Genomic DNA, 25,597 nt, shown 5'->3' on the forward strand with positions numbered 1-25,597 from the left:
GTCGGGATGACTGTTCAGGGATAAGAGCCAGCTGTCCATCAAAGACAACTGAACGCCTATCCCACGATTTGTTTCAAACACTCGACGAGGTGTTGGTGCAGAGTTCTTCCCTGCGACAGACGCACGCGTATGACACAGGGTCCGGCCCCGCATCAAGTTTCTTGCGAAGGGGGCCGGCCGGGAGTCGAACCTGGGTAGCCATGTACTCCACTCCGGCAGTCGAATGTGTTCGGTTATTGGTTGTGATGCAGCTTTGGAAAACAAAACGCGATCGACGAAGTTGTGACCAGAGGATTTACGGTGCTCTACCACTGAGCTACGGCCCTGCTTGGATAAACAGTTGGGCCGGTGGGACTCGAACCCACGACACCCGGCTCCTGAAGCATGTACTCCGAATCGGCAGTCGATCGTGTGCGCTTGTTACTTCCGTTTCTTCTTCAAATTCTTCCGCAATCGCTTCCACACCTTGCGGCCAGTGTGAGGTGGCCTGGTTTTTGGGGGCCATGCGTCCTCTTATTTCAGCAGGGGACGGTTGTCTCGAATCGGCTTGGCGACAGATAGCCAAGCGAGGAGTGAAGTCGCGATGTGTTGTAGTAATCGATGAACCCAGTGAGTTCTTTTAACGCGTCGCGGTAGCTTTCGTATTCGGTCATCTGCAGCTCCGTCTTGATCGTTCCGAAACAAGATTCAATAAACGCATTGTCGTAGCAGTCGCCAGCACGGCTCATGCTTTGACGCATTGAGCTACGTTTGATAATTGCCCGATAGTTCTTGCTTGCGTATTGGCCGCCGCGATCGGTGTGGTGAATCAGACCGCAACGTGGTTGCCGACTGCGGATCGCTTTTTGAAGTGTCTCGACGACCAAGCGTTCGGTCATATCCACCGCCAAAGACCAACCGATGATCCGCCGAGAGAAGCGATCCATTAGCGTCGACATGTAAGCAAATCCGTCTCGAACGATCGGTACGTAGGTGATGTCGCCAACCCACAGTTCGTTGATGCCAGAGGGTTCCGGTTGATCAAGCAGCAAGTTCTCGTTGTAGCCTAGAGTGTGCCTACTTTCGGTGGTTCGCGGCTTGAAAGACTTCGGTTGAATTGCCGAAAGTCCCGCGATTCGCAGCAGTTTGGCAGCTCTTTGGCGTCCGATCGCAAACCCTTGCTGCTTCATGTCCGCAGCAATACGTCGGGCACCGTAGCGTCTTCGGTGTCGATGAAATGTCGAAATCACCATTGGCAGGACATCCATGTCGCTCTGCTCTCTTTGGCTTGAAGGTTCATTTTGGAATCGCTGAAAGGCCGACCGTGAGAAGCCAAATATTTCACTGACTTCACGCTCCGAGGCAATCCTATCGTTGACGATGCTGGTCGCGGCGCTGTAGAGCTGACTTACTCGTCGCGGCCGAAAATGATCAAAGCTTTTTTTAAAACATCCCGTTCCCGCTGGACGCGTCGAAGCTCGGCTTCAAGCTCTGCGACACGGCTGTCGAGTACTTCACCAACCGGCCCGGCCGACTCGACTTGCTGCTTCTTCCAACGATAGAGCAGGTTGGTTCCCGAGATCCCCAGCCGCTGAACAATCGAGGCTGCCGAGTGTCCATCGAGCAACATGGCGACAGCATCGCGTTTAAATTCATCGGTATAGGTGCGTCGCTCGGGCGTCGCTGAGGGTCGGGTCTTCCGTGGCATCGTAGGCTCCTTAAGTTCCTTTCAGTTTAAGGACTCGCATGGCCCCCAAAACCCAGGCCACCTCAGTGTCTCGGTCGAGCCGGACAAGCTGGTGTTTGCGGATGTCGAAGATCGCGGTACCGCCTCTCGCTTGCTCGGTGTAAACGAACGGCAAGCAGACGGCGATGACTTTGCTGGGCTGGCCAGCGTCACGAGCTTTGTAGACCGATCGAACCGGTTCGTCCGCCGCGAGCGTGCTGCTCGTGCAGCACCACAGGAACGATGGTAGTTCGTAGATCTCGGTCAAAGCGGTAACGTAGTCTCCTGGCTTGATGTCTTCTCCAGCGACGCGTGCTGCCACGTTCGTCGCGAAGTTGGTGTCGGTTGTGGTATCCATGATTCATTTCGCTTGATGAAAGTAAATTTGAATGTGCAGATCGTCTTCGCTCGGCGTCCGATTACTCGGCGCCGGATTTCGTAATGGCGAAGAAGTGAAATTGCACACGCATGGTTACTCTCACGAGCAAATGAAAATGAAAACGGCTGACGAAGTAATGTGTCAGAGATAAGCTCTCCCAATTGAGCTACGGCTCGGCTTGGCCAAACCGACGGGACTCGAACCCGCATCCTTCGATTAACAGTCGATGTACTCCAACTCGGCAGTCAGTCGTGTCTTGTTTGAGCTAGCCACATTGGGCCTTCGCTCATGGACTTGCAAAAACGATCAACGAAGTTATCGATCAGACAATTCGATGCTCTACCCACTGAGCTACAAAGCGAGCCAAAGGTTCGCTTTGGCGGGATTCGAACCCGCGACCGTCGCGTGATGTAGTCCGACCTGGCAGTCAATCGTGTATGGGTGGCGACGAAGTTCTGGCAAGAGAATTCTTTACTGAGCTACTGGCAAACTCTCGTTCGCCGGCGGGGCTCGAACCCGCGACCTCGCTGTTTCCAGCGCGCTCTCACCATGTACTCCGAACCGGCAGTCGCCGTGTGTTGTTAAGTTTCAAAAGCAACCGACGAGGTGTTGACCAGAGGCTTTTTTCCGCGTGTCTTCCAATTGCACCACTGCGATCGTGGATCGCAGACGGGACTCGAACCCGCAAGGTCTTTCGACCACAGAACCCTATGTACTCCGAATCGGCAGTCAGTTGTGTAGGGTTGGCGACGAGGTATTGGTCAGATCACAAACGTGTGGGAATCGAACCCACCAACGACGCGAACGTCGTTGCCAGACTCACTGGACGGCACATTGGTTAGCATGTATTCCGAACCGGCAGTCGCCGTGTTTTACGCTTGAACGAAGTGGTTGTTGAGTCGTTTAAGAGCGTCCGTTTTCGGCTTTCGCCGATCGTTGACTGGCACCTTTGTCTGCGAGAGACTCCGGTGACGTTCACTAGCCGGTCGCCCGACATCGCTACCTTAGGCTCCTCATATGTAGACCCAAACGGCAGTTCAAGCAGTGTTGGTTTGCGACGGATCGACGAGGTAACAGCTCAGATGGTTCACATTAGCAATATGTAATCCAAGCCTGCAGTCGATTCGTCAGAAACGCTGGTGGGAGTCGAACCCACTTCGACCGGGTTGCAGCCGGTTGCCTGGCCATCTGGCTCCAGCGTTTTGTTGATGACTAAGACTCTCTGTAATTTATTTGGTTCGCAGCAGCCAGCAAAAAGCTGCACAACTTCGAGTTCCCAAAAAACTCCTGCTCGCTAAAATGCAGGATGCAAAAAAGTTAGCAATCCCGTGCAGCTGAACAGACTCCATGCGCAACTACCTCTCTCGAATCAGCCCACTCAAGCTCTTGTTGATTGGATACGCTTCTTACATTCTGTTGGGCTGGATTGGCTTGTCGCTTCCCTTCGCTCAGGCGGGCGACGGGGTGTCAGCAATCGACAATCTATTCACGGCTACTTCCGCGGTCAGCACCACCGGTCTAGCCACCGTCGGAACACCAGACTCTTATTCGTTCTTCGGCGAGATGTTTATCCTTGTGATGATACAACTTGGCGGAGTCGGTTACATGACGACGGGCTCATTCATCCTGCTGATGCAGCGACAAACTCTACCGTCGACCAATGAAGAAATTGCCAAAGTGGCTTTCTCCCTTCCGGAGGGATTCAGCGTCAAGGAACTCGTCCGAAATGTCATTTTCTTCACCGCAGCAATCGAGATCGCGGGTGCCATCGCTCTGTATTCTGTATTTCAAAGTCAAGGCGTAGAAAACGCTGCATGGCAAGCGATTTTCCATTCCATCAGTGCTTTTTGCACCGCCGGATTCAGTTTGTTTCCAAACGGCTTGGAATCGTTTCAGTCGGACTTCTGGGTGAATGCGATTGTTGCGACTTTAAGTCTCTGTGGCGCGATTGGATTTCTCGTTTTTAGCGACGTTGCACGTTCTTTTGTAAAGCCGGAAACGCAACGAACACTCACTACTCGCATCATCTTGAGAGCGACCTTCATTTCCGTTGCTGCGGGTTGGGCACTGCTTTTCTTGACCGAGCCAAGTTATCAATCACTGCCAACGGAGCAGCGGCTGCTCTCGTCTGGCTTCCAAGCCATGACAGCATTGACAACCGTTGGTTTTAACACGTCGCCGATTGGTGAATTGGCTTTGGGGCCAACGTTTTTGATGTTGCTATTGATGATCATGGGCGCTTCGCCATCGGGAACCGGTGGAGGGCTGAAATCGACCTCGGTCTCTGCGGCGATTGCGACTACGATCAGTACGCTGAAGGGACGAGACAAGGTAACGTTCTGGGGATGTGAAGTTCCCGCGTATCGCCTGTCACTCGCTTTTGCTTCACTCGTGTTCTACGTTGGGATATTTTTTACAGGAGGGTTCTTGTTGCTATTGCTTCAAGACACCAACAAGTTCGAAGATGTCGTTTTCGAGGCTGCATCTGCACTCGGAACAGTTGGGCTTTCGCGAGGGTTGACTGGAGAACTGACGCCATTGGGTAAGATTGTCGTGATTGCATTGATGTTCATTGGACGGGTAGGCCCCATTACTTTTGGTCTCGCACTAGCTTCTGGTTGGGACGGATTTCGGAAGCGAGATGACCTTGCAGTCTGAATGCATGTCGTCTCAAATTTTTAGAATCGAAGGAGGAACGTTTATTGGCAATTTCAAATGCCTTTTCCTGACGCGATTTGGATTCATTGGTCGAATCTCAATGAACCCGACACAGAACCCGTTCCAACGGATGCTGCTATCCAGCACACTCCAAGGACGAAAAATCGCAGGACCGATGAACTGGTCACCGGTCCTGCCTAAATCGAATTCACGATTCGCTTCAATTACGAATCGTGCTTTCCTGAATCCGTTCCGTTCAGACTGACTCGGTCGAGACCGAGGTACAGTCGAGCGTTGCCGTTCTGGGCCAGTTCACGCAGCGTTTCGAGTTCAGCCAGTCGCAGCAGAGCCGGGTGGCCTTCCAGTGCCTCGGCTGCCTTGACACGTTCCGCGTACGCTTGCGTTTCGGCTTCCGCCTTCGAGCGAGTTGCTTCCGCTTCGGCTTGCTCACGCAGTCGTCGTGCTTCGGCATCCGCCTGGGCATCGCGGCGTGTGATTTCCGCTCGAGACTCTGCCTCGATCTGCTCGACTTCCGCACGCGTACGTGCTTCGACCAGTTGAGCTTGACTGTGTCGTTCCGCTGCCAGAACGCGGTTCATGATCTCCTGCAGGTTTCCCGAGAAGATCAAGTCCTTCACGTCGGCTCGCCTAATCGTCACACCGTAGCTGCCGGCCGATTCAGTGACGTCGGACAGGATATCCTCACTCAGCCGATTTCGGTTCGTCAGGATTTCTTCCAGCGTCATCGACGCTAGTGAACGTCGCGCGGCCAGCTGCACATCGCTGTACAGTCGGTCCTCGAAGCTATCGACCGTGTGGATCGCAGCCTTCGGATCGGTGACACGGAACTGCACCAGAATGCTGACTCGGATAGCCACCTTGTCAGCCGTCAAGATTTCCTGGCCCTTGATCGTCAGCTCTCGCTCACGAACGTCGACCAGCATGCACTCGACGCTCGGTAGCTTCTTGAAGAATCGCTTTCGCGGCGGAATCTTGTAGTGTCCCGCCTCGAGAATCTTCGTCAGCTTACCGTCTTCGTAGTACAAACCGCGATGGGTGTCCTTAATGATGAACTCTCGTCGAGCACCGCTAATCATCATGATGCACCTCCTGTCGGTTTGCGTGATTGATGATTGGAAATGGTTAAGTGAATGGAGCCTCGGAGCGGAGTTGATGTGAAGTACGAGCTGTCAGATCAGGAAAATCTGAGCGATCATTTCGAATGGTGAACGCAGGCTCCATTTGTTCGCTCGCTCCTAACGCCGCCGAGGCAAGTAACCCGCCCAGGAATCGAACCTGGTCCGACAGTTTCGAAGACTGTCATGCTATCCAGCACACCCGCGAGTCATGTAATCAAGCGTCCTCACCAGGAATCGAACCTGGTCTACGACCTCCGCAAAGTCGCGTGCGAATCCGGCACACTCCAATGACGAAAAAGTTCAGAGCCGACGACTGGATTTGCACCAGCATCAACCGCTTTACAAGAGCGGTGCCTTTCTCAGTCGAGCCACGTCGGCAATTTCCAGGGTGACCGAAGGGATTTGAACCCTTACCTCTTGCTTCACAGGCAAGTGTGCACAAACCGAGTACACCACGGACACCGTATGAAACGGCTCGCCACCGTGGTGGAGAGCCGCGGGTTAATCGATGAACGCGACGTGTCGCATTGCAAGCGATTCGTTTTCTGTGTTCATCATGACTTGGTGCCATCCGTTCAAGATGATCGTCTTGTGATCCGGATGACGCACTCGTCCGCGAACGAACACACTTGGGTTTCGTCGTTGAGCCACCCAATGCAGATGACGAAGTTCAGGTCGACGACTTATCATTTGTCGACGCTGGATCTCGGTCACACCGTTTGGGTATTGGTTGCTGACGTAAACCAGTTGTCCTCCCTGCCGAACGACCTCTTCGCACACGTGCGGCTTTCCACCGCCACGTGAAATCGGCTCGTTTCGTAAAGCCAGTCGTTTATCGACAAAGCTCGAGTTTTCGACGGGAACGAAGAACCATTCACCTTGACGGATGAACGCTTCGTTTCGTCGACGATTTCGCTTTCGCGGCTTCACGCCGAGACGGTTTTCGAGTGCTCGCACCGCAGTTGGCTTGAGCGCGTCGAACGCTGTCTTGACCGAAGAAACCGAGGCTCGCTCTGGAACGGCCGCGACGAACCAGTGACGTTCATCGTGTCCGCACAGGAACTTGTGCTTTCCGTCGTCTTGACGCGACATCAACAGCAAGTGCCGCATTGAAGGCTGAACGTCGATGACCTGCGTTTCAGCGACCAACTTGGGCTGAATCGCAAGATCGAAGAATTCGCCCTCGGCGTCGTTGCCGATGTCGATCGAGACTTCAGGAGGCGTTCCCCAGCGTCTGGCGATCGGAGGGTGGACTTTTGCTCGAGCACCAATCCGCGTGAATTGACGCTCGATACTCTGCATGCTCATGACAGTGCCTTTCAAAAGTGTCAAACAAGCGGAATGATGCCGGCAGCCAACGTGACCGCGAAATTCGGCAGTAGCCCGACCAGGAATCGAACCCGGAACTTCTGGTTAGAAGCCAGAGATGATGTCCGTTTCACCATCGAGCCGTTACAAACAAGCGGAAGGAGAGGGAGTCGAACCCTCAAGGCACCATCAAGATGCTCGCCCGGCTAGCAACCGGATACCGTCGCCCATCGGATTGCCCTTCCATTAATGAGTGGACCGGAAGGGAATCGAACCCTCCCACCGATCTTGCAAGGATCAGTCGCCCCCTTGGAACATGCCAGCCCATATCAGAGGTCCGTCCGGGAATTGAACCCGGTCTTCGTCCAAACCACAGACGCGTGCTGCCGCAACACTTACAGACCTTGTGAATCAGTGATCGCGGATGGAATCGAACCATCGATCTTCTGGTTGTCACCCAGACGTCTTCGCCGCTGGACCACGCGATCGTGTTTGCCAAGTAGTCGAGACAGGAGTCGAACCTGCAAAATCACAAGCCTCTCATGCTTGCCGCTTTGCCTGTTTGCGTACTCGACCTTTGAAGTAGCGGATCCGGGGGTCGCACCCGGCGGTCCTGGCTTATGAGGCCTGGCTGAGCACTGGCCCATCCGCGTCGTTGTTTGCACCGAAGTTGCAGGTCTCGGTATCGAGCCGAGCACACCGACCTTATGACGATCAGTTGGACACCTGTCGCACCTGCAAGGTTGTCTTCGAAAAGTAGCCAAGGCGAGAGTTGAACTCGCACGCCACGATGGGCACGACATTCTGAGTGTCGCGTGTCTACCAGTTCCACCACTTGGCTGTCATGAAAGTAGCGCGGGAGGGAATCGAACCCACAGACATGTCACGGAGGTTTGAGCTCCGCCGCTTTTCCGGTTTGCGTACCGCGCCGTTTGTTTGAAAGCGTCCCCGATCGGATTTGAACCGACGACCTCTTGCGTGACAGGCAAGCGAGCACTCCGCTGCTCCACGAGGACGATTGAATTGGAAAGTACGGGCACTCGGATTCGAACCGAGACTAATTGGTTGGAAGCCAATCGTGCTGGCCGTTGGACACTACACCCGTATGATGTATGCAGTAGCTCGAGTGGGATTCGAACCCACAGCATCTCTGGTTCTAAGCCAAAGTGGTCTTCCGGTTGCCTACCGAGCCGTTTGAGTCAACCAAGTGGAGCACCGGGGAATCGAACCCCGATTTTCTGCTTGCAAAACAGACGTCTTCCCGTTGGACGAGCGCCCCATGTGTTTCGTGTTTGAAGAGGACAATGCTTGGCTAGTGGTTCGCCTCTTTCATAAGTTTTCAGTACCCAGAGCAGGGATCGAACCTGCAAACACTCGGGTTTAAGCCGAGTCGCTCTGCCGATTGGCGTATCTGGGCATCCGATGCTCACCGACCGATGTGATGTCACCACACCGACCGGCAAGCCTTGATTCCTCATTTCAGTCGCGGTTGACTATCGCCTGTCGATTTGCGATGGTTCCGAATCGCTTTCCGATAATCGGGAGCATCCGCAGCATCGACGACCACGTGGCCGACGCACTCGACCACCCATCCATCAACCCAGCGATCAAGGTCGTCTTTCAATTTCAAGACACGACCCAACTTCGCAAACTGCTGAGGGATGTAGGACGTTGTCCGCACCGAGCCACCAGCGACCGCGCGTTTCATTGCACACTGCACATATTTGACTTGTTTGGCCATCGTCATTCTCCAAGGCGGGCAGGAAGCAGCGTCACCGCGACGCGTGAGTAGTCCTGGATGGAATCGAACCATCGTTTCCTGTTTGTAAGACAGGTGTCGTAGCCGTTGGACCACAGGACTTTTTTAGATTGTCGATCCGGAGAGCACGTCCCCAAGGATTTGAACCCTGACTTACTGGTTTGGAATCAGCAGTGCTACCGTTACACCAAGGACGTGAATGAAGTGGGAACGCAAGGAATCGCACCTCTCGCCAGCTACCACACAATTAAAGGCAGAAGGGTTACAACCTCCCGTGTGGAAACGCTCCCAAGTTTTTTCAAGCGGAAGCCGTGGGACTCGAACCCACAACGGTTTTACCCGCAGCTGTTTTCAAGACAGTATCCTCATCCGGCCGGGTGACTTCCGAGTGATGCGATTGCTCGCAGTGACGTGAGCGGGAATCGAACCCGCGGACTCCTGGCTGAGAACCAAGCGATTCTGCCATCAGAATCTACCACGCCATAAAATTGCTTCTTGTCGAAGCGAGTACCGCATGGGAGTTTCGATCTCCCTCCTGCTGTCTGAAAAACAGCCGACCTAGCCAGTAGTCGAATGCGGCATTTGAAAAGGGTGACCAACCGGAATTGAACCGGCGACAAACTCATTCACAGTGAATCTCTGGAAACCAGCACCAGATCTGGCCACAGCGCCGAGGACAGGAATCGAACCTGTGTTTGCCTGGTTCAGAGCCAGGTGCAACGACCAGCAGTTGCCGCCTCGGTGTTTCAGTTCTTAGGAAGCACTCCGTCCGGGAATCGCACCCGATCAGCGGGCTTCAAAGGCCCACGTCGCGTCTACGCGCCGGAGAGAATTGCAATACTGCAAGCTCCGGTGGATGGGCTCGAACCATCAATCGTCTCCTTAACAGGGAGCCGCCCTACCGATTGGGCCACACCGGATTCTTAACTCAACAGTCAGGATGGCTGGATTTGAACCAGCGGTCTCGTGCACCCGAAGCACGCGGATTGCCAGGCTTTCCCACACCCTGATAACAAAGCCTCATACAGAAAGAGCGCCCAGTGGGAGTCGAACCCACACTTCCGCCATGGCAAGGCAGCAGGCTACCGCTACATCATGGGCGCAAAATTGCATCACAACCAAATTGTCAAAGATCAAAGATGCACGAGGCATCCAAAGAGCACCGAGTCGGAATCGAACCGACGTCTCCTCGTTACGACGGAGGAATCTTCCCGCTAGACGATCAGTGCTTGTTGTTTGTTTCAGTGGGACCGGTGAGAATCGAACTCACATCGTTCGGTTTAAGAGACCGATGCATTACCTTGTCTGCCACAATCCCAAATTGTGTTGTCGTTGTTTCGTTTCAGTCGGCGTGGCGGGAATCGAACCCGCGACCGTCGCCTTATAAGGACGCCGCTCTCACCCCTGAGCTACACGCCGATGCGTAGCAAGTGGGGCCGGAGAGATTCGAACTCTCGCCGAACGGATTAAAAGTCCGTCATGCTGCCAGTTACACCACAACCCCAAGATCGATTTGGGGTATGCGTTTCAATCGCTGAAGCATGCTTGGTTCTCCTTCGTGTTCGTTGTCGTCAGTGGTAGCCCCGAGGATCGAACTCGGCACAACCTCGTTATCAGCAAGGCCTGGACAACCAGCCCTCGACTACCATGTGGTTCCCATTCAAGTCGGACACCTCGGAGTCGAACCGAGACCCTCCTGCTCCCAAAGCAGGCGTGCTTCCATCTGCACCTGTATCCGATGTGTGTTGCCGATTCCGTCGGCGCATATCTTCCTTGTCAGTGGGCCGGGAGGCGCTCGAATCCTCGTCTGCGGTTCTTCAGACCGCCGCTAGACCGTCTCAGCTACCAGCCCATATTGGCTTGTTGGGTTCGTCCGATACGGACACGAAAAAAGGCTCGATGTCTGCGTGACACCGAGCCTTCATGTAGAAAGCAGTTCGCTTGAAGCGAGTGTCACGTGAGCAATCGATACGCCGGGCTATTACCGGGCAGGAACGTATTGGATAAGGACCAATCGCTACCGCCGAAGGCAATCCCTTCGTGTATTCGTTCGAGTTGATTTGATTGCTGTTTGGTAAACATCAGAAAGCTCGACTCGCTTCTCTGGGTGTGACTTTTGTGTTCCGGCTTGGCCGGGTCTGGGGTAATAGACGCTATCGGATCTGAATGGTTCGCGAAAAAACTCGCTTTCGCAAAACTAGATGCGCTGCGAGGCGAAGTTATTTCATGCTCGCAAGAAAAAATTTGCCATCTCTCGCACGAAAGTCAAACGATTCGTCCATGCTTTTGTACTCGCAACTCGCGAGATTTTCTCCGCTGGCCAATCAATCAGAGTCCCCTTGGGCTCGAAGATGTCGGAGATGGTGAGCCGCATGAGCTGTGTGAATCTCAAGAATCTTCTCGCGTGGCAATCGGCCGAATCCTGGATGCGGAGCGAAGCTGCCGGAGTGATCAAGCAGTCGTCCAACACTTGCCGCGAATGCTTCGACTTCAGTTGCGTCTTCCAAGTTATCCGGCGGAACAAAGATCGGGGCCGTTCGTATCCCGCGAGGAGAATCACCGCTCAGCACCTTGGGCAACAGTATTCGTCGCACCAGAGGCCGCAATGGCGCAAACAGCGACATCCAAATCGGGTAGCCATCGACGCTGGAGTCTTGAACCAAAACCAAGTGCCGACAGATCTGCCCGAGCGACCAGTTTCCGTGCAGGACATAGCCGCTAGCCAACAATTGCCGAGCATCATCGACGGCCGCTTCGAGATTGTTGAACTGCAATTGACGGAGGTCACTCATGTGTCTGCGGCATCTCGGTAGAATCTGAATCTTTGGAAGCACATTATGGGCGACACGCCTGAAGATTGACACCAGCGATGAAAACCGACGCCATTCAAGTCCGAGCGACTCGCAGCGATGATCGCGATCGCATCCTTGCCGTGCATCTGGATGCATTCGGCGGGGACGAAGGTCCTGTGATAGTGAGCTTGCTACAAGAGATGCTCGACGATCCGACGGCAGAGCCGATGCATTCATTCGTTGCCGAGTCAAATGACAAGATTGTCGGTCACGTGCTCTTCACGTCTGTCACGATCGAGTCGGCCAGCGTCTCTACCGATGGTGTGACTGCCCAAATTTTGGCGCCTTTGGCTGTGCCCAGCGAGCTGCATGGCAAAGGTATCGGCACGCATCTCGTTAAAGAGGCATTGCAACAACTTGCCGCAAACAGCGTGCAACTTGTTTTTGTGCTCGGTTACCCAGGCTACTATTCTCGATTTAGTTTTGTGCCTGCCGGTGCTCGCGGTTTACAAGCTCCCTATCCAATACCTGAGAAGAACGCAGACGCTTGGATGGTTCTTGAACTGGAAGCTGATGCGGCCAAGTCGTTCGACGGCACGGTCAAATGCTGCGAAGCATTGAGCCACCAAAAATACTGGGTCGAGTGATGGACGGTGCTGCATCACTACAGCTGAGGCCGTTCAGACCAGACGACGCAGAAACGTGCTTGACATTGTTCATGGATTGCGTCCATCGCATTAGCTCACGCGACTACACACCCGAACAGATCGCGGCGTGGGCGTCACGAACGATTGATCTTGAAATATGGCGTGCACGGTTCGATGATCGCTTTGCTTACGTTGCAATGGAAGATGATTGCATCGTTGGGTTCACCGATATGACACGGGAAGGACATCTCGATCGCCTGTTTGTATCCGCGGACCATCAGGGCCGCGGTATCGCTCGTGGACTTGTTAGAAGACTTCTGAAAGACTCGATCGATCATTCAATCGAAGAGATCACGACGGACGCCAGTATCACCGCAAAACCATTCTTCGAGCGAATGGGCTTTAGCGTCGTTCGCGAGCAATCCGTCGAGTGCCGCGGAGTGTGGATGACCAACTATCGAATGCAGCGAGCCGTTTGAGCCGAAGCTAGTTGACCCTGCAAGTTCCATCGTCGCAGCGCCCCGTCAATCGCAAGCGGTTCTTAGCAAAGACGCGATAGCCGAACTCGAGACCGTGCGAGATGCCGGGCAAGCGAGTGAGCGAGACAATCGGCTTCAGACCAACGGCAGCATACAGTCGACGAAAGACCTCGACGCCCGTGATCCACTCGCCACTGGGCAACCGACCTTGGATCTCGTCCATAAAGTCTTTCATGGTCATCCCGTAGCTTGCCGGCCTAAACGAAGGATCGGCGATGTCGGTAAAGCGGATTCGGTGCTTTCGATCAAGTCGACGAAGCAGTTTGATCTCGCGCAGGCAAAGTGGACACTCGCCGTCGTAGAAAACTTCCACCTGCCAGTCGTTGCTCACCTCGCCGTTCATCAGTCCTTCGCCGCCTCAATGCCAGATTCCGAATCGCCTTTTTCGGTTTCCTCAACCGACGATTTCAAGCGGATCAGGATCTCGTTCCGGCGAAGTGCTGCCGGAGTAAACGGCGGATCGTAGCCAGCCGCCTCGGCCGACTCCTCACCTTCCAGCCCTTGGCTCTTCATCCATTCTCGCAGCTCGGTTTCCTTTTCTTTGGCCAGCTTAGAATCGAGCTTGCCGGGGAAGCGAACCACGGCGAACTGACCACCCTTCCGCTCACGCAGTTTTACGCTTTCACCCTTCGGATCCGGAGCTCCCTTTGCCGCGACTTCTTTGGGCATCACAAAACCCATCGAGACATCCGACTTGCCGATTTCGCCTTCCATGAATACCGGCGTCGTCATCGCGATCTTCTGCTCGGCTTCGTTGGCCCCACTGATGTACTGAAACAGCCGCATAAAGCTGCCGTCCCGACCTTGAGAGTCCATCTTGGAATCGGTCGCAACCAGCATCAGGTCCGGGTATTCGCGGACTTCAAAACTTCCGTTGGACTTGATCACTTTGTACTCGGCCGACTCGTACCCCGCTCGAGTGGTCATGGCCAGGGCGAACGTGCCGACCAGAGCGACTCCGACGAATCCCGCGATATAGATCCCCGTTCGATAGATTTCTGTACGTTTCATCCGTCCCAACTCCATCGTGTTGAACTTTCTCGACTGCCTTACTGTAGACACACGGCTAGCAACGCCCATGCCGCCATTGACGGCTGCCAATCCTGCTATTGGGCAAGTCGTTTGGAACTCAAAGTCTGAAGGAAGAATGCGGGATGGATGAAGGCCAGCCGGAACTATCGAGAGGCGAGATCGATCGCGTCATCATGATGGCCTGGGAAGATCGCACCAGCTTTGACGCCATCCAAGATCAGTACGGCCTGTCCCCAGGCGACGTCATTAAGTTGATGCGTCGAGAGATGAAGCCCAGTTCCTTCAAGCTCTGGCGAAAACGAACCCACGGGCGAGTGACCAAGCACGAGGCCAAATTCGCCAAAACCGTGAACGGCGACGAGCTCCGACGGTTCCGAGCGTCGTCTCAGCGAGGGTAACGGCATTGGCGAAGATCAAACGAGTCAGGACCAAGCCTTGCAGTCGTTGCAATGAAACCAACGACGTTCTCTACCGGGTTCGCGTCGAGGAAGACGGTAACTGGATTTTCGTCTGCCCGACCTGCCTCGGCAAAGTCAAACCTGGCAATCCACACTACCAATACGGCGGGACCTGGAAGAGTAAGAAACGTCATTGACTGGTGAAGCTTCCATCTCCGGTCGAGCCTTCCGGTTCATCCGGTACCGGGTGAATGACTGGATACGGCGGCATGTCGGGATAGTACTCGCCGGGATGACCCGGCGGCAGGTTGTCCGGCGCTGAGTAGCCGGGCGGGACGTGGTACGGATGGTCGGGCGGCAGTCGCGGCCAAGTGTGGATTGTCGGAGGAGCTTCGATCACGACGGGTTCTTCGGGCTCCGGCGGCCACGGCCAATCCTCGGGCCACCAGTCGGGCCGCGATCCCGAACTGAATGTTTCGTCATCGGTGCTGGATCCTTCCGGTGGATCGGGATCGGCGGGCATTGATGGCGACTCGCTTCCTGGCGGATCGAACGGCGGGATGAATGGAGGCGGCGGCATTTCGGGTTCGAACGAATCATGCGGGGTCATCGCAAGGCACTCCGTTGCAATGGATTTGAATGAACAAACTTGGTGCGGTGCGAGGGACACAGGCCGCACTGGTGAATCGCTTTTGTTTGCAAGAACCGGCGAACATCATCGTCGCTCGCGTCGGCTGAGCAGGCTTGGTAATCGCGGAACGGTTGCCACGCAGGCAGGTGATGCAACTTCAGCTTTGCTTCGACTTGGTTGAAGTAGGCTAACGCCGGGCATTTCCAAAGCATCGAGCGGTAGAGCTGCGTGCAGGTCTTCTGCATGCACACTCGGTAGGCTGCGGCGGGTTTCGAATCAAATGGGATCAGCTTGCCATCCTCAACGTTGTATTGCCGCATCCACCCGCGATGCGACTGTCGGATCTTGATCTGGATGCCCGGGTACTTTTCACGCCATCGCCAGACGAGCCGCTTCACCTCGCGGAACCGTTGCACGTAGGCTTCATGAGTTCCGTGTTGACTGACTTCGAGGCGACAATTCGTTTCCAGCAGGACTTCCGGCAAGTCGGGAAAACGGTGCAAAAAGAAACCGTTCGTGACGAACATCAGTTGGCTATCAGACCAATGCTGTCTGGCAAGCTGAATGTGCCCGATGACCTGCGGGTTCAAAAGTGGCTCGCCGCCTAGCATCGCGAATCGTTTTGGCTTCAACCGATGCGACCAGTTCGAATACTCGCCATCGGCAGTATCAACTGTCGGCAATTTGCCTGCCACGTGAAAGTTGCTGTAGTGGCTGCACTGCTGGCAGGAGAGATTACAACCGTGGGCGACGTGGTATTCCAGGGCAGGCAGTTCGATCATCGCCAGATCACCTTTTTCAAACCGTATTTTTCCAGCCCGAGTTTGAGGAATTGCGGGCGATGTCGCTTGTAGCCAGGCGGATCGATGTGTTCATGTTTGAACGAGTGAGAGACGTCGCAGGCAACATTGACGCCGGCGACCTTGCATCTCCAAAAGAAATCCCAGTGTTCTTCAACCTTGAGCGATTCGTCCCAACGGATCGCTTGCAAAATGTCGCGATAGGCGACAAAGCAATTACCGACGTAATGACACCAGCGAATCGAGCCGCGTTGTTTCAGAACGCCGCGATGGATACGGAGACGACGACCGTTGCTTTGCAACAGTCGAGGGCGTTCTTCATCGTTGCTTAGGGTCGAGAGCAGATCGATGTCGTTGTGCTTATTGAGCTTGGCGACAAGTTCCGGCAGTTTTGTCCGTTGGGTCACCAAATGGTCATCATCGGTGAAGACGACGATCGGGGTTTCGCCCGCGTCGAGCAATCGATTGCGCCCGGCGGATAATCCAATGTCGAAATCTGTCTCGATCAATTGGTCCACCATTGCCGCTTCGGTCGGACAGTTTGTTGAGAAGCGAAGTTCCGGTTTGCCATCGTCGAGCACATGGATCGCCGGGCGATTCGTTCCGTAGTGTGTGTGGATGCTCCGCACCAGCGCGGCACAACACTGCGGTCGATGGATCGTCTTGATGCAGAAGGTGACTTGATCACGCATGGACGATGCCGCCTCCGGGATATCGCATTGAATGGAATCCATGTTTTCGAAGGCCAAGTTTCCTGAACTTTGGCCGACAGCGAAGATCGCCGTAGGGTTTCGCTCCAACGTGGGCATGAACGACCATGCAGTCCTCTGCGACGGCGACTTTCAACTTTTCGATGTGGCTGGCCCGGTAGAAGAATTCCCAGTGTTCGTAGGTCTTGATCTCAGGATCCCAACGCAGCTTCGCGATCGCGTCCCGACGGGCGAGGAATGCGTTGCTAGACATGTCGCACCAGGCCAGCTGGCCAATGCGCCGGTGTTCGCCTCGGAACATCCAGATCCGTAGGCCATCCATCAGGGGCGCGAACAATAGTGGCCGACCGCCACCGCCCTGTCGGACGCCGAGGATATCGATGTCATGCTCCTGAAAGCGATCGTAAACTCGATCGAGGTGTAGATCGGGCGTGATGACGTGATCGTCGTCGAGCAAGAAGATGAACTCGGATTCTGCGGCGTCGATCGCCGTGTTGCGACCAACGCCGACTCCGACGTCGTGCCGGTCGAGGTTGATCACGTGGCAGTGCTTGGCCGTGTCGGGATATTTCTCCGAGAATCGCAATTCTGGCCGGCCATCATCGACGACCACGATCTTGGGCTGTTCAAAGTGCTTGCGTAACGACTGTACGAGTCGATGGCATGCCCAGGGACGATGAATCGTCTTGATGCAAAAGGTGATGTCGTCGAGCGTGAATGGTTTTGCTGCGGCCACTGCATCACCCATGCTTTCGAAGGTCTGGATTGACGTGCGAGATGGCCGAGGCGATTTCGTCTTCGGTCGGTTCAATGCCGAGGAATTCAATCAATTCGCCAATAGTGCGATCTGGCTCAGCAGTCAACTCGGCGAACTCGATCTTGAAGACCGGAACCTCTGGGTGTGATTCGATGAATCGATCGCGGTGTTCTAAGAGGCTCCGCTGCAATCGCTCGCACTCCTCATCGTCGGCAGCGAACCACTGACCGGCGTGCTTGCGAGAGCGATCTTGCAAACTGCGGATGGAGGCTTCGATGTCGCGGTTCACAGCGATGATTCGTAGTGAATCGCCGAGTGCCATGTGCAGATGCTCCGCGAAACGGCAGAGATGCGGATACTTTCCTCCGGCGACCGTTTTGTCGCGGTTTGCTTCTGACTTTCTCGTGACAACCCAAGATTTCAGTTGCTGTGTGAGTTGCTGGTCACTGATCACCGGATCGGTAGCTGGAAACCGCATGGCTTTCTCGCACAGCTGCGCAAGTCCAACCGCTTCGCCGCCGCCGGTCGCCTCGTAGCCACCGAGTTGGTTGCCCATGTGAACGCCCAAGTGATGCATGATCATCGCCACGCACGACGTTCCGGCGCGATGCGGCCCGAGAACCGCAAAGAATGGTGCGTCCGAGTGATCGGCATTGCGGGCGTCGTTGAAGAACCGCGTCTGATTCCATTTCCGACCACAAATATTGGATTTTGTTGGCAGTTGTCCCACCATCCAACGGTCCGGCGTATAAACCGCGATCGATTCCTTTTGAATGTTCTTGCCTTGGACCAGCGCTTCGTAGCGGCGTTGAATGAAACGACCGAGGTGGTGATCGATGTGGTGCTTGTGATGCCAATCGTTCCAGGTCAGGTGCCGGTACAACGCCTTCATGTTCTCGCGACCGCGGACCATGAACGCATGAGTGCGATTGACGTTGTAGGGGCGATAGACATGTTCGCTGATCTTCTGTGGGGGATGCTTGCCGGCGTACAGGTGCTGGCCGCCGAGGTAGACCAGTCCCCAATCCGCCGGCAATTCATCGACGAATGCTGTGAAGCGTTCAGCAAAGTCGTCGGTGAATCCGGCATCGTCTTCGAAGACAACATACGAATCGATGTGTTCGGTCAGACACTTTTCCAAGATCAATAGGTGCGAGCGATAGCAGCCCCACGCTCCGTTTCCGGCTCGCCATTGCGGCGGTGTGGCGACGTGCCGACCATCGATTGCTGGAAAACGCTCGGGTTCGGGTAACGGCCACGGATCGGGCAACTGTTCGAGCCATTCCCGCAAGCGATCCGTCCGGCGGTCAAGGTTGATCAAAAAGCAGCGATCAACGATCGACTGTGTCTTCAAGATCATCGTTCGGCTCGGATGGCCCTTCGGGGAACTTTTGTTCGAATTTGCGGATGGCGGTGTTGACGAGTCCACGGGCGATTCGAGCCGTAAACCTTCCATGGGGCAGACCTCTTAATTGGGCTTCTTCAAGTAACCAGTCGACGATGGTGTCGATGTTGCGGTGGCAGCCTTCCGCGCCCCAGTCGTTCATCGTGTCGACACGGGTTTCGCAGTTGCACGTTTCGCTTGGCTTGGCAAACCACGCCAACATGCGTTTCAGTTCATTGCCAGGACCAGGACGGAAACGATCGATCTTGATCGTCTCGGGTTCATCACGTTCCGGTAGATAGTTGCGAAGCAATGACTCGAGTTCGCGAGTGTCCTGTTTGCGGCGTTTCTTGTTGACCACCGCCATGCCGATCGTGACCAAGTTGATCGCTCTCGGGTTTTCGTTGGCTTGGCAGGCGTTGCACGCTGAAGGCGTCGTTCGGACCTTGCAGCCAGCCATTTGCCCGGCGACTTCGCAGGCGTTGTCTTGGGTCAGGTGAGGACAGTGGATCATGCTGTCATCCCCGCAACTTGACCGTCGTAGGCTCCGGAACTGCTCGGTGGCTCGCCGGGATCTTCGCAGTCGCTATCGACTAATTCCCAACCGCATGACCAGATCCAAGTACTGTTGCACGGTTCACTCGATCCACTGCTGTCTTCGGACGGCGGTTCACTGTCGCTGTGGCTCGGTCGTTCGGATCCTTCGCTGGATTCAGATCGGCTTTCGCTCGGGCGATCGGAACTGTGGTCGCTGCTATGGCTTGGTCGATCGGAGTCGGAGGTTGACGGATGGCTTTCTGACGGTGGTTCACTATCGCTTGCCGATGAATCACCGACGCTGGGATTATCAATGCTGTCGCTGGGGCGGTCGCTATCGGAGGTTGATTGCGATCTGCTATCCGATTGCGATTGTGAACGACTGTCGGACGCTGATTTGGAATCACTACCTGACTCGGATTCACTCGTTGATTGCGAGGCAGAACCGCTTAGTGAACCGGACTCGCTTTGAGATCCACTGACGGATGCCGAGCCGCTCCCCGAGTCGGACTGGCTGTAGGAGTGCGATTCGCTCGCGGACGATTCTCGCGAGTAGCTTGGTTCGCTTACCGATTCGCTTGTCGATTGCGAATGCGATTCACTCTCTGATTCGGATTTCGACTCGGATTGTGATTGGCTTGATTCCGATTCGCTGTGACTGCTTGCTGAATCGGAGTAAGAACGTGAATGGCTGGGGTGAGAATGCGATTCGCTTGCAGATGCGCTCTGTGAGTCGCTTCCCGAATCACTTTCTGAATCGCTCGATTCAGACTTGGACTCGGACGACGTAGAGACCGAATCACTAACACTCGATTGCTCGCTTTCACAGGCTGAGCTGTCCGAATCACTCGATTCCGATCCCGATGAACTCGCCGACTGAGATTCCGAGGATGAATCTGATGAGGTTGAAGACGAACTATTGGAAATCGAAGGTCCTGAGTAACTCGGCTCGCTGTAGGAGCGGCTCGATTCGCTTTCGCTCTGGGACTCCCTTGATTCGGAGTCACTGCTACTTGCCGATGACTCGCCCGAATCACTGGATGAGGAGTCGGAGCTGGATGCATCGGACGAATCAGATGATTCTGACGAGGTAGAGGATGACGCCGAGCTGTCGCTGGATGACTGGCTCGATGAGTCTGAAGATTCGCTAGATGATGAGCTGCTGTGAGATGACGAAAACGAGCTTGTTAAAGAGCTGGAAATCGAGCTACTGGAACTCGACGAAAGACTGCTCGAGCTGGATGATCCCAGGCTGCTCGATGAACTTTGGCTGGACGATGCGCTGCTAGAGCTACTGCCGGAGCTCGACGATGAACTGCTCGAACTCGAACTACTGCCATCGCAGCAACGGCACCCAATCGTAAGGTAGGCCGATGTGTCCTCGTGGAAATGGCAAACGATCTGCTGCGATGCCAAGAGCGCGTAATCGCAGACGTTATAGACCGAAACTTTGACGCCGACCGGTCGCCACTGTGTTCCGTCAAATCGCAGTTCGCGAGCCGTTCCCCAAGACTGGGCTTTGATCCGATGTGTTGGCTTGCAAAGCAACGTTTGCTTGGGCGAATCAAGCACCCACGATTGGTTGCCGTCGAAGGTGACCGATAGATACTGGTCCCCGGAACCCTCGATTGGCCCGCGGATCCGCTGCGCCGAGTGATTCCGAGCAACGATGCGGACCTGTTCGCCGTCGACATCCAACACCGGTTCGATGTTGCCGGTTTGGTCCAGTCGGTGGAGATCACATGTCCCGCTGCCGGTCGTCGTTCCCTGGCGGGCGCTGATGCCGCCGACCGGAACCTTGACCAAATGCGCGATGTCGGTCGGATGACCAACCCGGACGACCGCCCACTGCAAACCGGTTTCCGTCGGATTCCGTCGCCAGAGGATCTGGGCCGAACCCTCTGGTTTGGATTCCAGATAGAAGTTCGGCGACAGTGATGCGTCGGCAAAGTCATGCCAGGTCTTGGTGATATTGACTTGAGCCGCGACAACGCCATCGAATACGACGCGACCAACCTTATCTTCTGCGATCGGTTCGATGGCGACGCCCACTCGCCCCGTGGAAGCGCTCACCCCGTGCTTGCCGACTTTGATCGTCGCATCGCGAACGAATCGAGCGAGTTCGACCGGACCATCGAGCGGGTCGGTCAGTGGCTGAATAAAGCCAGCGACGCCACCGATCGGAATCGTTTGCGTTGTGATGTTGTGAACGCGAATTGTCGCCGCGTTCTGCAGGTGGGTCCGTGGCCCTCCTCCACCGGGCAACCGATTCTTGTGCAGGGCATCAGCCGCCGCCAACAGCCGGTTGTACTCGGTGGCCGAGATATTGAATTGATCGCCGGGGCGAACTCGTCGTGTCATCAGTTGATGCCCAGCGCGTTAAAGTTGCCCTCCGGATAAACTTGCTCGACGTAGGCCGCGGCCGGACGACGTAGAACGCGATCGCCGACGACCTCTTCGTCATGCCGGACCCACAAGTAGTCCCAGCCACGTTTGCTGATTCCGTTGATCGCACCTACCGACAATGCGGGCTGATTGGGCCGCGCAGCGAAGTGATAAGTGATGTCGACCCAATTCTGCTCGTCTTCACCACCTTCGCTGCCGAGGAACAATGCTTCGCCGGGTGCAAAGATCGACCAGTCCGTTGAGTTCGTTCGCCCCGTCATCGCGACGACTGCCAACAAATATGCTGTCGAAACCCACTCGAACTTCTTCCGCACCGAGAACTCGAATGCCGGCACGGTCACATCGACGCCTTCCACACCGGAGTCACTGACCCCGATCGCGCCTTGGTAAACCGGAGCGATCTTGCCCGGTGCGGGATAGATCCCGCGGGTGCCGAGGGATTGATTGAGGTGTGTGGTTGCCCCGGTTGTGTTGAACGAGACCGGATCGAGCTTGGTCTTGTTGATCGTAACGCTGACCAACGCGTGTTTGGCGTTGATAAACTCGGCGTCGATCTGCAGATACGGAATCAGGTCCGGGAAGTTGGCTTTGTAATAGCCGTAGGCGGCGCTGGCAGCCGCCGCCGGATCGACTGCGCCACCGTTGGTCGCAACATAGGCAACGAAGTCCGAATGCGATTTTCCTCGCGATGCCTTTTCGGAGAGCGCCGCGGTCTCGAAGTTATATCCGCCGGCCGAAAAGCTCATCAGCTAAACACCAGACCTCCGGACTTCGATCGTTCGACCAGCCGACGCGTATTCTCCGCAGTCGCGATGATCGCCCGTTTCATGTCTTCGGTAATGCCATCGCTGGACGAAGCGGGGAGTTGCAAACGAGAGGTTGCGCCGCTGAGTGCCATGTCGAATTCGGTGAGCGACTGACGGACCGAGGCGAAAGCTTCATTGATGGCGACAACATCCAGTGCCGGTTCTTCAGCTTCCGGCTCGACCTCAGCCATTGCCTCGTCAACCGGTTTGTCATCTTCGGGAACGTTCAGCAGCGGGGCTGAAATTACCTCTTCGTCCAATGGTTCGATCGGATCGAGTTTCAGAGGCTCCAGCTTTCTCGCACTGCTGCCGAGCCCCAATCCCCGGGAATCGAAGTTGCCTGCCGACTCGACTTGCGTTGTACTGTCGGGACCATCCGCGAAGCGTTCCATTGATGCTTGAGCATCAGGATCGATCCCAAGCTTCAGATCCTTCGAGTTCGGAAGTTGCAGTTCGGGATCATCGATTCCGGGGAGATCGACCGGGGGAATATCGACTTCATCGGGATTGATCGGTTCAGGCAACTCCGGCGGTTTCGGTGGCTCGGCAGTTTCTGGTGGGGAACCAGGTTCATCGGTGCGGTCGGATGGTGCGGTTGCATTGTTTGCTCGGTCAATGGCGGCCTCGAAGTCGGCCTGCGCTGCCGCGATCTTATCCTCGCGTTCCTTTTGGCGATCGCCCAACTCATTCGCACGTGCTGCCTCACGCGCCGCCTTGGACTCCGCCCGCATTTGGTCGAGCGTGGATTGGACGCCGGCCGTGGTGTCGTCGATCAGTTGCTGTCGTCGAGTTTGAGCAGAATCGTTTTCCCGAAACTGTTGCTGTTTCGACTGATCGACGACCGCATTCTTAGCATCGGTCTCCGCGTCGATGGCTTGCATTTCCGCATCGAGATCACGACCTTCACGGGCTCTACGACGTGCTTCGAGTTGGGCCGCGATGCCCTTTTGCATCTCGATGCGGTTGGCTTCGATCTGCTGTTTCCGTTTCGATCGTCGCTGTTGCCGTTCAATGATTGCCTGGTTGCGACGTTGTTGCTCCGCCGCTTCGGCCGCGCGGGTATCGGCGTCGATCTTGGCCATTTCGACGTCGACATTGATATCGTCGTCGAACAAAGCTTTGAGTTTGATCCATGCCTTCTTGAGGAAGCCGACCGTCGAATTCCACATCGACTTCACTTGGCCGGCAAACACGGTCCATGTGTCGGCCAAGTAGTCGACTGTTTCGACCCACGCTTTCTCAACGCCAGCCAGGGCATTGATCAGTACGCCACCAATTTGCACGGCCACGTCACCGGCGATATCGACCAGTTCATGAAGCTTGAGAAATCCCTTCTTCAGAAAGCCAATCGTATTGTTCCAGCCTTTCTGGACCGCGGACGTCAGAATGGTCCAGCCGTCGGCCATGAATCCGACCGTTTCGTTCCACACACCCGCCAATCCAGAGAGAGCACCGATCAGCACATCACCAATGGCATAGGCCGAGTCCGCCCAGACATCCGCAATGTACTGGGTGAACTCGGCCCATTTGGTTTGCAGAAAAGTTGTGCCTTTGATCCATTGCAGTTTCAGGTACGACCAAAGCACGTCAGTGGCTGCGGTGATGTCGCCGGCAGCCAGCGCGTTTGCGATCGCACCGAAGGCGGCCAACGTTTCAGCTTTGAGGACTTCAAAGACGCTGCCCAGATACTCAATCGCCTTGCCAGCGATGCCGGTTGAATACAGGAAATATCCACCGAGCGCTGCGATGGCAGCGACGACCAGACCCAACGGTGTGAACAACATGCCAACGGCGCTGACAATGACGCCGATGGAGGCACCAATGAAACTAAAGATGCTGGCCAAGCCTCCAACGGCGAAGGATGCCGCGGCGGCAAACGAACCAAGCGTGAACAGTGCGGCGCCGATTCCGATGATGGCAACCGCACTTGCCGCCGCAATCTTGACAATCTTTTGATTCTTATTGATCCATTCGATCACCCCTGAAGCAGCCCGGCTAAACGCATTGACCATGTTGGTGACGCTACCTTCGAGCGATTCACCGATTGCGATGGCGACGCCCTCGATCGAAGATTTGAGGATCCGAAACGCTCCACCGAGACCGCCCTCCATTTCTTCGGATGTCTTGGCGGCAATTCCGCCGGCCTTTTGCAGTTCTTGGTACAGCTCGCGAGTGTCCGCCACGGACTTGCCGATGGAACTGGCAGCCGTGATGCCCAGCAATCCAAAGACTTCGTTTAGCTTTTCCGCCTTCTCGGCAGTGCCCATGTTTGCGGTGGCTGCGGCGACTTCCCCCAGGATGTCGACCAGCGATCGAGCGTTGCCCCTGGCATCCTTGGTTGCCACACCGAAGACGGCTTGAAACTTCTCCGATTCCGCTGCGCTGATCGTCAGCAGGCGACGCATCGCGTTACCGGCCGATGAACCTTGGATGCCCATGTTGCCGAGGGTTCCCAGCACCGCCAGAGTTTCTTCCAGACTCATGTTGGCATCGGCGGCAACGGGACCGGCATAGGACAAGGCTTCGCCGAGCGACTCCACCGTGTTGAACGACTTATTGGCTGCGGCGGTCAGTCCGTCGGCGACACGCGTTGCTTCGCCCGCTTCCATGCCAAATTGCCGGATGGTGGCGGCCATGATGCCGGACGCCTGCGTGGCGTCGGTTCCGGTTGCGCGAGCCATGTTCATCACGGCGGCGGTCATTCTCTCGATCTGTTCCGGCTTGAAACCGGCACGACCGAGTTCCATCATCAGGGAGGCGACTTCGCTGGCAGAGTAGCTCGTAGTTGCGCCGAGTTTCTTGGCGGTATTGCGCAGCGATTTCAGCTGCGTTTCCGTCGCCTGGGTGATTGCGGCGACGCCACGCATGGCATCGTCGAAGTTGGATAAGATGGCAACGCTGCCTCCCAGAGGAGCTGCCGCAGCGGTGCCGAGTCCCATCAGTTTGGTACCGAGCAAGCGAGTTGATTGCCCGAACGATTGCAGTCGCTTCTGAGCAGATCGAAGCCCCTTCACGAACGCTGCATCCTTGGTCAGCAGTTCGACGTAGGCGGCTCCGGCTCTGACTTGGGACATTGGGATTGGCTACTTGCTAGAAGCGATGGGCTAGAAGGCCTGAACGCTGCACCGAGAAGAATTGCAACCTGCTCGACGGTTGCTTGGGCGGGCACTGGCTTGGCGGCCGTGTACGGATTGAAGTCGTCAGGCTTGA

The 25,597-nt window shown here is 55.6% G+C and carries 20 protein-coding genes, 30 tRNA genes and 1 pseudogene; 4 read left to right on the forward strand and 47 right to left on the reverse strand.

What is annotated here, in order from left to right; all coding sequences use genetic code 11:
- Window positions 1–518: 518 nt before the first annotated feature.
- From LOC70_RS02045 to LOC70_RS02065, 5 genes and pseudogenes are all read right to left on the reverse strand, one after another.
- Window positions 519–1,364: pseudogene (locus tag LOC70_RS02045) on the reverse strand (IS3 family transposase); the annotation flags it as partial.
- A gap of 23 nt (window positions 1,365–1,387) precedes the next feature.
- On the reverse strand, window positions 1,388–1,687 hold the full coding sequence (locus tag LOC70_RS02050; protein WP_230251588.1) for a transposase: 300 nt from the start codon (window positions 1,685–1,687) through the stop codon (window positions 1,388–1,390).
- A gap of 10 nt (window positions 1,688–1,697) precedes the next feature.
- Entirely contained in the window at window positions 1,698–2,063 is a 366-nt protein-coding gene (locus LOC70_RS02055; protein ID WP_230251589.1) for a hypothetical protein, read from the reverse strand.
- Window positions 2,064–2,582: 519 nt separating this feature from the next.
- Window positions 2,583–2,650, reverse strand: a tRNA-OTHER gene (locus tag LOC70_RS02060).
- A gap of 565 nt (window positions 2,651–3,215) precedes the next feature.
- Window positions 3,216–3,286: transfer RNA gene (locus LOC70_RS02065), tRNA-Cys, on the reverse strand.
- Between the two features lie 145 nt (window positions 3,287–3,431).
- Between LOC70_RS02065 and LOC70_RS02070 the strand changes: the two genes are divergently transcribed.
- A complete protein-coding gene (locus LOC70_RS02070) occupies window positions 3,432–4,742 on the forward strand; it encodes a TrkH family potassium uptake protein (RefSeq protein WP_230251590.1) in 1,311 nt (436 codons plus the stop codon).
- 224 nt (window positions 4,743–4,966) lie between these two features.
- Here LOC70_RS02070 and LOC70_RS02075 read toward each other — a convergent pair whose 3' ends face one another.
- From LOC70_RS02075 to LOC70_RS02230, 32 genes are all read right to left on the reverse strand, one after another.
- Window positions 4,967–5,842, reverse strand: a complete 876-nt coding sequence (locus tag LOC70_RS02075; RefSeq protein WP_230251591.1) for a slipin family protein — start codon at window positions 5,840–5,842, stop codon at window positions 4,967–4,969.
- 175 nt (window positions 5,843–6,017) lie between these two features.
- Window positions 6,018–6,089 (reverse strand) — tRNA-Arg (locus LOC70_RS02080).
- 96 nt (window positions 6,090–6,185) lie between these two features.
- Window positions 6,186–6,259, reverse strand: a tRNA-Thr gene (locus tag LOC70_RS02085).
- Between the two features lie 8 nt (window positions 6,260–6,267).
- A tRNA-His gene (locus LOC70_RS02090) sits at window positions 6,268–6,344 on the reverse strand.
- Window positions 6,345–6,382: 38 nt separating this feature from the next.
- A complete protein-coding gene (locus LOC70_RS02095) occupies window positions 6,383–7,189 on the reverse strand; it encodes a hypothetical protein (RefSeq protein ID WP_230251592.1) in 807 nt (268 codons plus the stop codon).
- Between the two features lie 71 nt (window positions 7,190–7,260).
- Window positions 7,261–7,332 (reverse strand) — tRNA-Arg (locus tag LOC70_RS02100).
- A 12-nt stretch (window positions 7,333–7,344) separates the two neighbouring features.
- Window positions 7,345–7,434, reverse strand: a tRNA-Ser gene (locus LOC70_RS02105).
- Between the two features lie 9 nt (window positions 7,435–7,443).
- Window positions 7,444–7,515, reverse strand: a tRNA-Ala gene (locus tag LOC70_RS02110).
- A gap of 89 nt (window positions 7,516–7,604) precedes the next feature.
- Window positions 7,605–7,677, reverse strand: a tRNA-Val gene (locus LOC70_RS02115).
- Between the two features lie 12 nt (window positions 7,678–7,689).
- Window positions 7,690–7,765 (reverse strand) — tRNA-Leu (locus tag LOC70_RS02120).
- 181 nt (window positions 7,766–7,946) lie between these two features.
- Window positions 7,947–8,030, reverse strand: a tRNA-Leu gene (locus LOC70_RS02125).
- Window positions 8,031–8,040: 10 nt separating this feature from the next.
- Window positions 8,041–8,119: transfer RNA gene (locus LOC70_RS02130), tRNA-Leu, on the reverse strand.
- Between the two features lie 13 nt (window positions 8,120–8,132).
- Window positions 8,133–8,205: transfer RNA gene (locus LOC70_RS02135), tRNA-Asp, on the reverse strand.
- Window positions 8,206–8,220: 15 nt separating this feature from the next.
- A tRNA-Gly gene (locus LOC70_RS02140) sits at window positions 8,221–8,294 on the reverse strand.
- A gap of 13 nt (window positions 8,295–8,307) precedes the next feature.
- Window positions 8,308–8,381, reverse strand: a tRNA-Leu gene (locus LOC70_RS02145).
- 16 nt (window positions 8,382–8,397) lie between these two features.
- Window positions 8,398–8,468: transfer RNA gene (locus LOC70_RS02150), tRNA-Ala, on the reverse strand.
- A gap of 64 nt (window positions 8,469–8,532) precedes the next feature.
- Window positions 8,533–8,606, reverse strand: a tRNA-Leu gene (locus tag LOC70_RS02155).
- Between the two features lie 57 nt (window positions 8,607–8,663).
- Window positions 8,664–8,930 carry a hypothetical protein gene (locus LOC70_RS02160; RefSeq protein WP_197137859.1) on the reverse strand — a complete coding sequence of 89 codons (267 nt, stop codon included), beginning with the start codon at window positions 8,928–8,930 and terminating at the stop codon, window positions 8,664–8,666.
- A 48-nt stretch (window positions 8,931–8,978) separates the two neighbouring features.
- A tRNA-Val gene (locus tag LOC70_RS02165) sits at window positions 8,979–9,050 on the reverse strand.
- A gap of 24 nt (window positions 9,051–9,074) precedes the next feature.
- Window positions 9,075–9,145, reverse strand: a tRNA-Trp gene (locus tag LOC70_RS02170).
- A gap of 106 nt (window positions 9,146–9,251) precedes the next feature.
- A tRNA-Ser gene (locus LOC70_RS02175) sits at window positions 9,252–9,334 on the reverse strand.
- 21 nt (window positions 9,335–9,355) lie between these two features.
- Window positions 9,356–9,430: transfer RNA gene (locus tag LOC70_RS02180), tRNA-Glu, on the reverse strand.
- Window positions 9,431–9,795: 365 nt separating this feature from the next.
- Window positions 9,796–9,868, reverse strand: a tRNA-Asn gene (locus tag LOC70_RS02185).
- Window positions 9,869–9,883: 15 nt separating this feature from the next.
- Window positions 9,884–9,957 (reverse strand) — tRNA-Pro (locus LOC70_RS02190).
- Window positions 9,958–9,980: 23 nt separating this feature from the next.
- A tRNA-Gly gene (locus tag LOC70_RS02195) sits at window positions 9,981–10,051 on the reverse strand.
- Between the two features lie 55 nt (window positions 10,052–10,106).
- A tRNA-Thr gene (locus LOC70_RS02200) sits at window positions 10,107–10,177 on the reverse strand.
- 16 nt (window positions 10,178–10,193) lie between these two features.
- Window positions 10,194–10,266: transfer RNA gene (locus LOC70_RS02205), tRNA-Lys, on the reverse strand.
- A gap of 28 nt (window positions 10,267–10,294) precedes the next feature.
- Window positions 10,295–10,367 (reverse strand) — tRNA-Ile (locus tag LOC70_RS02210).
- A gap of 12 nt (window positions 10,368–10,379) precedes the next feature.
- Window positions 10,380–10,452: transfer RNA gene (locus tag LOC70_RS02215), tRNA-Lys, on the reverse strand.
- A gap of 161 nt (window positions 10,453–10,613) precedes the next feature.
- Window positions 10,614–10,686 (reverse strand) — tRNA-Pro (locus LOC70_RS02220).
- 42 nt (window positions 10,687–10,728) lie between these two features.
- Window positions 10,729–10,800, reverse strand: a tRNA-Phe gene (locus LOC70_RS02225).
- A gap of 472 nt (window positions 10,801–11,272) precedes the next feature.
- Window positions 11,273–11,740, reverse strand: coding sequence for a DUF1569 domain-containing protein (locus LOC70_RS02230; RefSeq protein WP_230251593.1), 468 nt, complete (start codon window positions 11,738–11,740; stop codon window positions 11,273–11,275).
- Between the two features lie 77 nt (window positions 11,741–11,817).
- On the opposite strand from LOC70_RS02230, the gene LOC70_RS02235 reads away from it, so the two are divergent.
- Both LOC70_RS02235 and LOC70_RS02240 read left to right on the forward strand, forming a co-directional pair.
- A complete protein-coding gene (locus LOC70_RS02235; protein WP_230251594.1) occupies window positions 11,818–12,387 on the forward strand; it encodes a GNAT family N-acetyltransferase in 570 nt (189 codons plus the stop codon).
- Complete coding sequence (locus tag LOC70_RS02240) at window positions 12,387–12,866, forward strand: GNAT family N-acetyltransferase (protein WP_255715150.1); 480 nt, start codon at window positions 12,387–12,389, stop codon at window positions 12,864–12,866. Before LOC70_RS02235 ends, LOC70_RS02240 begins: the two co-directional genes overlap by 1 nt.
- Before the next feature lie 7 nt (window positions 12,867–12,873).
- On the opposite strand, the gene LOC70_RS02245 is transcribed toward LOC70_RS02240, so the two are convergent.
- Together LOC70_RS02245 and LOC70_RS02250 are read right to left on the reverse strand one after the other, a co-directional pair.
- A complete protein-coding gene (locus LOC70_RS02245; RefSeq protein WP_230251596.1) occupies window positions 12,874–13,269 on the reverse strand; it encodes a thiol-disulfide oxidoreductase DCC family protein in 396 nt (131 codons plus the stop codon).
- Window positions 13,269–13,937, reverse strand: coding sequence for an SOUL family heme-binding protein (locus LOC70_RS02250; RefSeq protein ID WP_230251597.1), 669 nt, complete (start codon window positions 13,935–13,937; stop codon window positions 13,269–13,271). Before LOC70_RS02250 ends, LOC70_RS02245 begins: the two co-directional genes overlap by 1 nt.
- Window positions 13,938–14,080: 143 nt before the next feature.
- Here LOC70_RS02250 and LOC70_RS02255 point away from each other — a divergent pair, with 143 nt between their 5' ends.
- Entirely contained in the window at window positions 14,081–14,356 is a 276-nt protein-coding gene (locus tag LOC70_RS02255; protein WP_230251598.1) for a TIGR03643 family protein, read from the forward strand.
- Window positions 14,357–14,546: 190 nt separating this feature from the next.
- On the opposite strand, the gene LOC70_RS02260 is transcribed toward LOC70_RS02255, so the two are convergent.
- From LOC70_RS02260 to LOC70_RS02295, 8 genes are all read right to left on the reverse strand, one after another.
- Window positions 14,547–14,966, reverse strand: a complete 420-nt coding sequence (locus LOC70_RS02260) for a hypothetical protein (protein ID WP_230251599.1) — start codon at window positions 14,964–14,966, stop codon at window positions 14,547–14,549.
- On the reverse strand, window positions 14,963–15,769 hold the full coding sequence (locus LOC70_RS02265) for a radical SAM protein (RefSeq protein ID WP_230251600.1): 807 nt from the start codon (window positions 15,767–15,769) through the stop codon (window positions 14,963–14,965). The genes LOC70_RS02260 and LOC70_RS02265 overlap by 4 nt, the downstream gene beginning before the upstream one ends.
- A complete protein-coding gene (locus tag LOC70_RS02270) occupies window positions 15,766–16,479 on the reverse strand; it encodes a glycosyltransferase (RefSeq protein ID WP_230251601.1) in 714 nt (237 codons plus the stop codon). The genes LOC70_RS02265 and LOC70_RS02270 overlap by 4 nt, the downstream gene beginning before the upstream one ends.
- Entirely contained in the window at window positions 16,472–17,245 is a 774-nt protein-coding gene (locus tag LOC70_RS02275; protein ID WP_230251602.1) for a glycosyltransferase family 2 protein, read from the reverse strand. The genes LOC70_RS02270 and LOC70_RS02275 overlap by 8 nt, the downstream gene beginning before the upstream one ends.
- Window positions 17,238–18,614 carry a glycosyltransferase family 25 protein gene (locus tag LOC70_RS02280; protein ID WP_230251603.1) on the reverse strand — a complete coding sequence of 459 codons (1,377 nt, stop codon included), beginning with the start codon at window positions 18,612–18,614 and terminating at the stop codon, window positions 17,238–17,240. Before LOC70_RS02280 ends, LOC70_RS02275 begins: the two co-directional genes overlap by 8 nt.
- Window positions 18,586–19,152 (reverse strand): hypothetical protein, encoded by a 567-nt coding sequence (locus tag LOC70_RS02285; protein ID WP_230251604.1) that lies wholly within the window; start codon window positions 19,150–19,152, stop codon window positions 18,586–18,588. The genes LOC70_RS02280 and LOC70_RS02285 overlap by 29 nt, the downstream gene beginning before the upstream one ends.
- A gap of 2,383 nt (window positions 19,153–21,535) precedes the next feature.
- Complete coding sequence (locus tag LOC70_RS02290; protein WP_230251605.1) at window positions 21,536–22,327, reverse strand: hypothetical protein; 792 nt, start codon at window positions 22,325–22,327, stop codon at window positions 21,536–21,538.
- Window positions 22,327–25,461 (reverse strand): phage tail tape measure protein, encoded by a 3,135-nt coding sequence (locus tag LOC70_RS02295; RefSeq protein WP_230251606.1) that lies wholly within the window; start codon window positions 25,459–25,461, stop codon window positions 22,327–22,329. Before LOC70_RS02295 ends, LOC70_RS02290 begins: the two co-directional genes overlap by 1 nt.
- Window positions 25,462–25,597: the final 136 nt, after the last annotated feature.

Source organism: Rhodopirellula halodulae, from assembly GCF_020966775.1.
In the GTDB taxonomy this organism is placed as follows: domain Bacteria; phylum Planctomycetota; class Planctomycetia; order Pirellulales; family Pirellulaceae; genus Rhodopirellula; species Rhodopirellula halodulae.

Excerpts from the sequence above, each read along its gene's own strand:
- LOC70_RS02265 (WP_230251600.1), bottom strand. The coding sequence starts at position 15,769 with ATGATCGAACTGCCTGCCCTGGAATACCACGTCGCCCACGGTTGTAAT.
- LOC70_RS02050 (WP_230251588.1), bottom strand. The coding sequence starts at position 1,687 with ATGCCACGGAAGACCCGACCCTCAGCGACGCCCGAGCGACGCACCTAT.
- LOC70_RS02240 (WP_255715150.1), top strand. The coding sequence starts at position 12,387 with ATGGACGGTGCTGCATCACTACAGCTGAGGCCGTTCAGACCAGACGAC.
- LOC70_RS02280 (WP_230251603.1), bottom strand. The coding sequence starts at position 18,614 with ATGATCTTGAAGACACAGTCGATCGTTGATCGCTGCTTTTTGATCAAC.
- LOC70_RS02160 (WP_197137859.1), bottom strand. The coding sequence starts at position 8,930 with ATGGCCAAACAAGTCAAATATGTGCAGTGTGCAATGAAACGCGCGGTC.
- LOC70_RS02255 (WP_230251598.1), top strand. The coding sequence starts at position 14,081 with ATGGATGAAGGCCAGCCGGAACTATCGAGAGGCGAGATCGATCGCGTC.
- LOC70_RS02295 (WP_230251606.1), bottom strand. The coding sequence starts at position 25,461 with ATGTCCCAAGTCAGAGCCGGAGCCGCCTACGTCGAACTGCTGACCAAG.
- LOC70_RS02245 (WP_230251596.1), bottom strand. The coding sequence starts at position 13,269 with ATGAACGGCGAGGTGAGCAACGACTGGCAGGTGGAAGTTTTCTACGAC.
- LOC70_RS02075 (WP_230251591.1), bottom strand. The coding sequence starts at position 5,842 with ATGATGATTAGCGGTGCTCGACGAGAGTTCATCATTAAGGACACCCAT.
- LOC70_RS02055 (WP_230251589.1), bottom strand. The coding sequence starts at position 2,063 with ATGGATACCACAACCGACACCAACTTCGCGACGAACGTGGCAGCACGC.
- LOC70_RS02235 (WP_230251594.1), top strand. The coding sequence starts at position 11,818 with ATGAAAACCGACGCCATTCAAGTCCGAGCGACTCGCAGCGATGATCGC.
- LOC70_RS02285 (WP_230251604.1), bottom strand. The coding sequence starts at position 19,152 with ATGATCCACTGTCCTCACCTGACCCAAGACAACGCCTGCGAAGTCGCC.
- LOC70_RS02070 (WP_230251590.1), top strand. The coding sequence starts at position 3,432 with ATGCGCAACTACCTCTCTCGAATCAGCCCACTCAAGCTCTTGTTGATT.
- LOC70_RS02275 (WP_230251602.1), bottom strand. The coding sequence starts at position 17,245 with ATGGGTGATGCAGTGGCCGCAGCAAAACCATTCACGCTCGACGACATC.
- LOC70_RS02095 (WP_230251592.1), bottom strand. The coding sequence starts at position 7,189 with ATGAGCATGCAGAGTATCGAGCGTCAATTCACGCGGATTGGTGCTCGA.
- LOC70_RS02230 (WP_230251593.1), bottom strand. The coding sequence starts at position 11,740 with ATGAGTGACCTCCGTCAATTGCAGTTCAACAATCTCGAAGCGGCCGTC.
- LOC70_RS02260 (WP_230251599.1), bottom strand. The coding sequence starts at position 14,966 with ATGACCCCGCATGATTCGTTCGAACCCGAAATGCCGCCGCCTCCATTC.
- LOC70_RS02250 (WP_230251597.1), bottom strand. The coding sequence starts at position 13,937 with ATGAAACGTACAGAAATCTATCGAACGGGGATCTATATCGCGGGATTC.
- LOC70_RS02270 (WP_230251601.1), bottom strand. The coding sequence starts at position 16,479 with ATGCGTGATCAAGTCACCTTCTGCATCAAGACGATCCATCGACCGCAG.
- LOC70_RS02290 (WP_230251605.1), bottom strand. The coding sequence starts at position 22,327 with ATGAGCTTTTCGGCCGGCGGATATAACTTCGAGACCGCGGCGCTCTCC.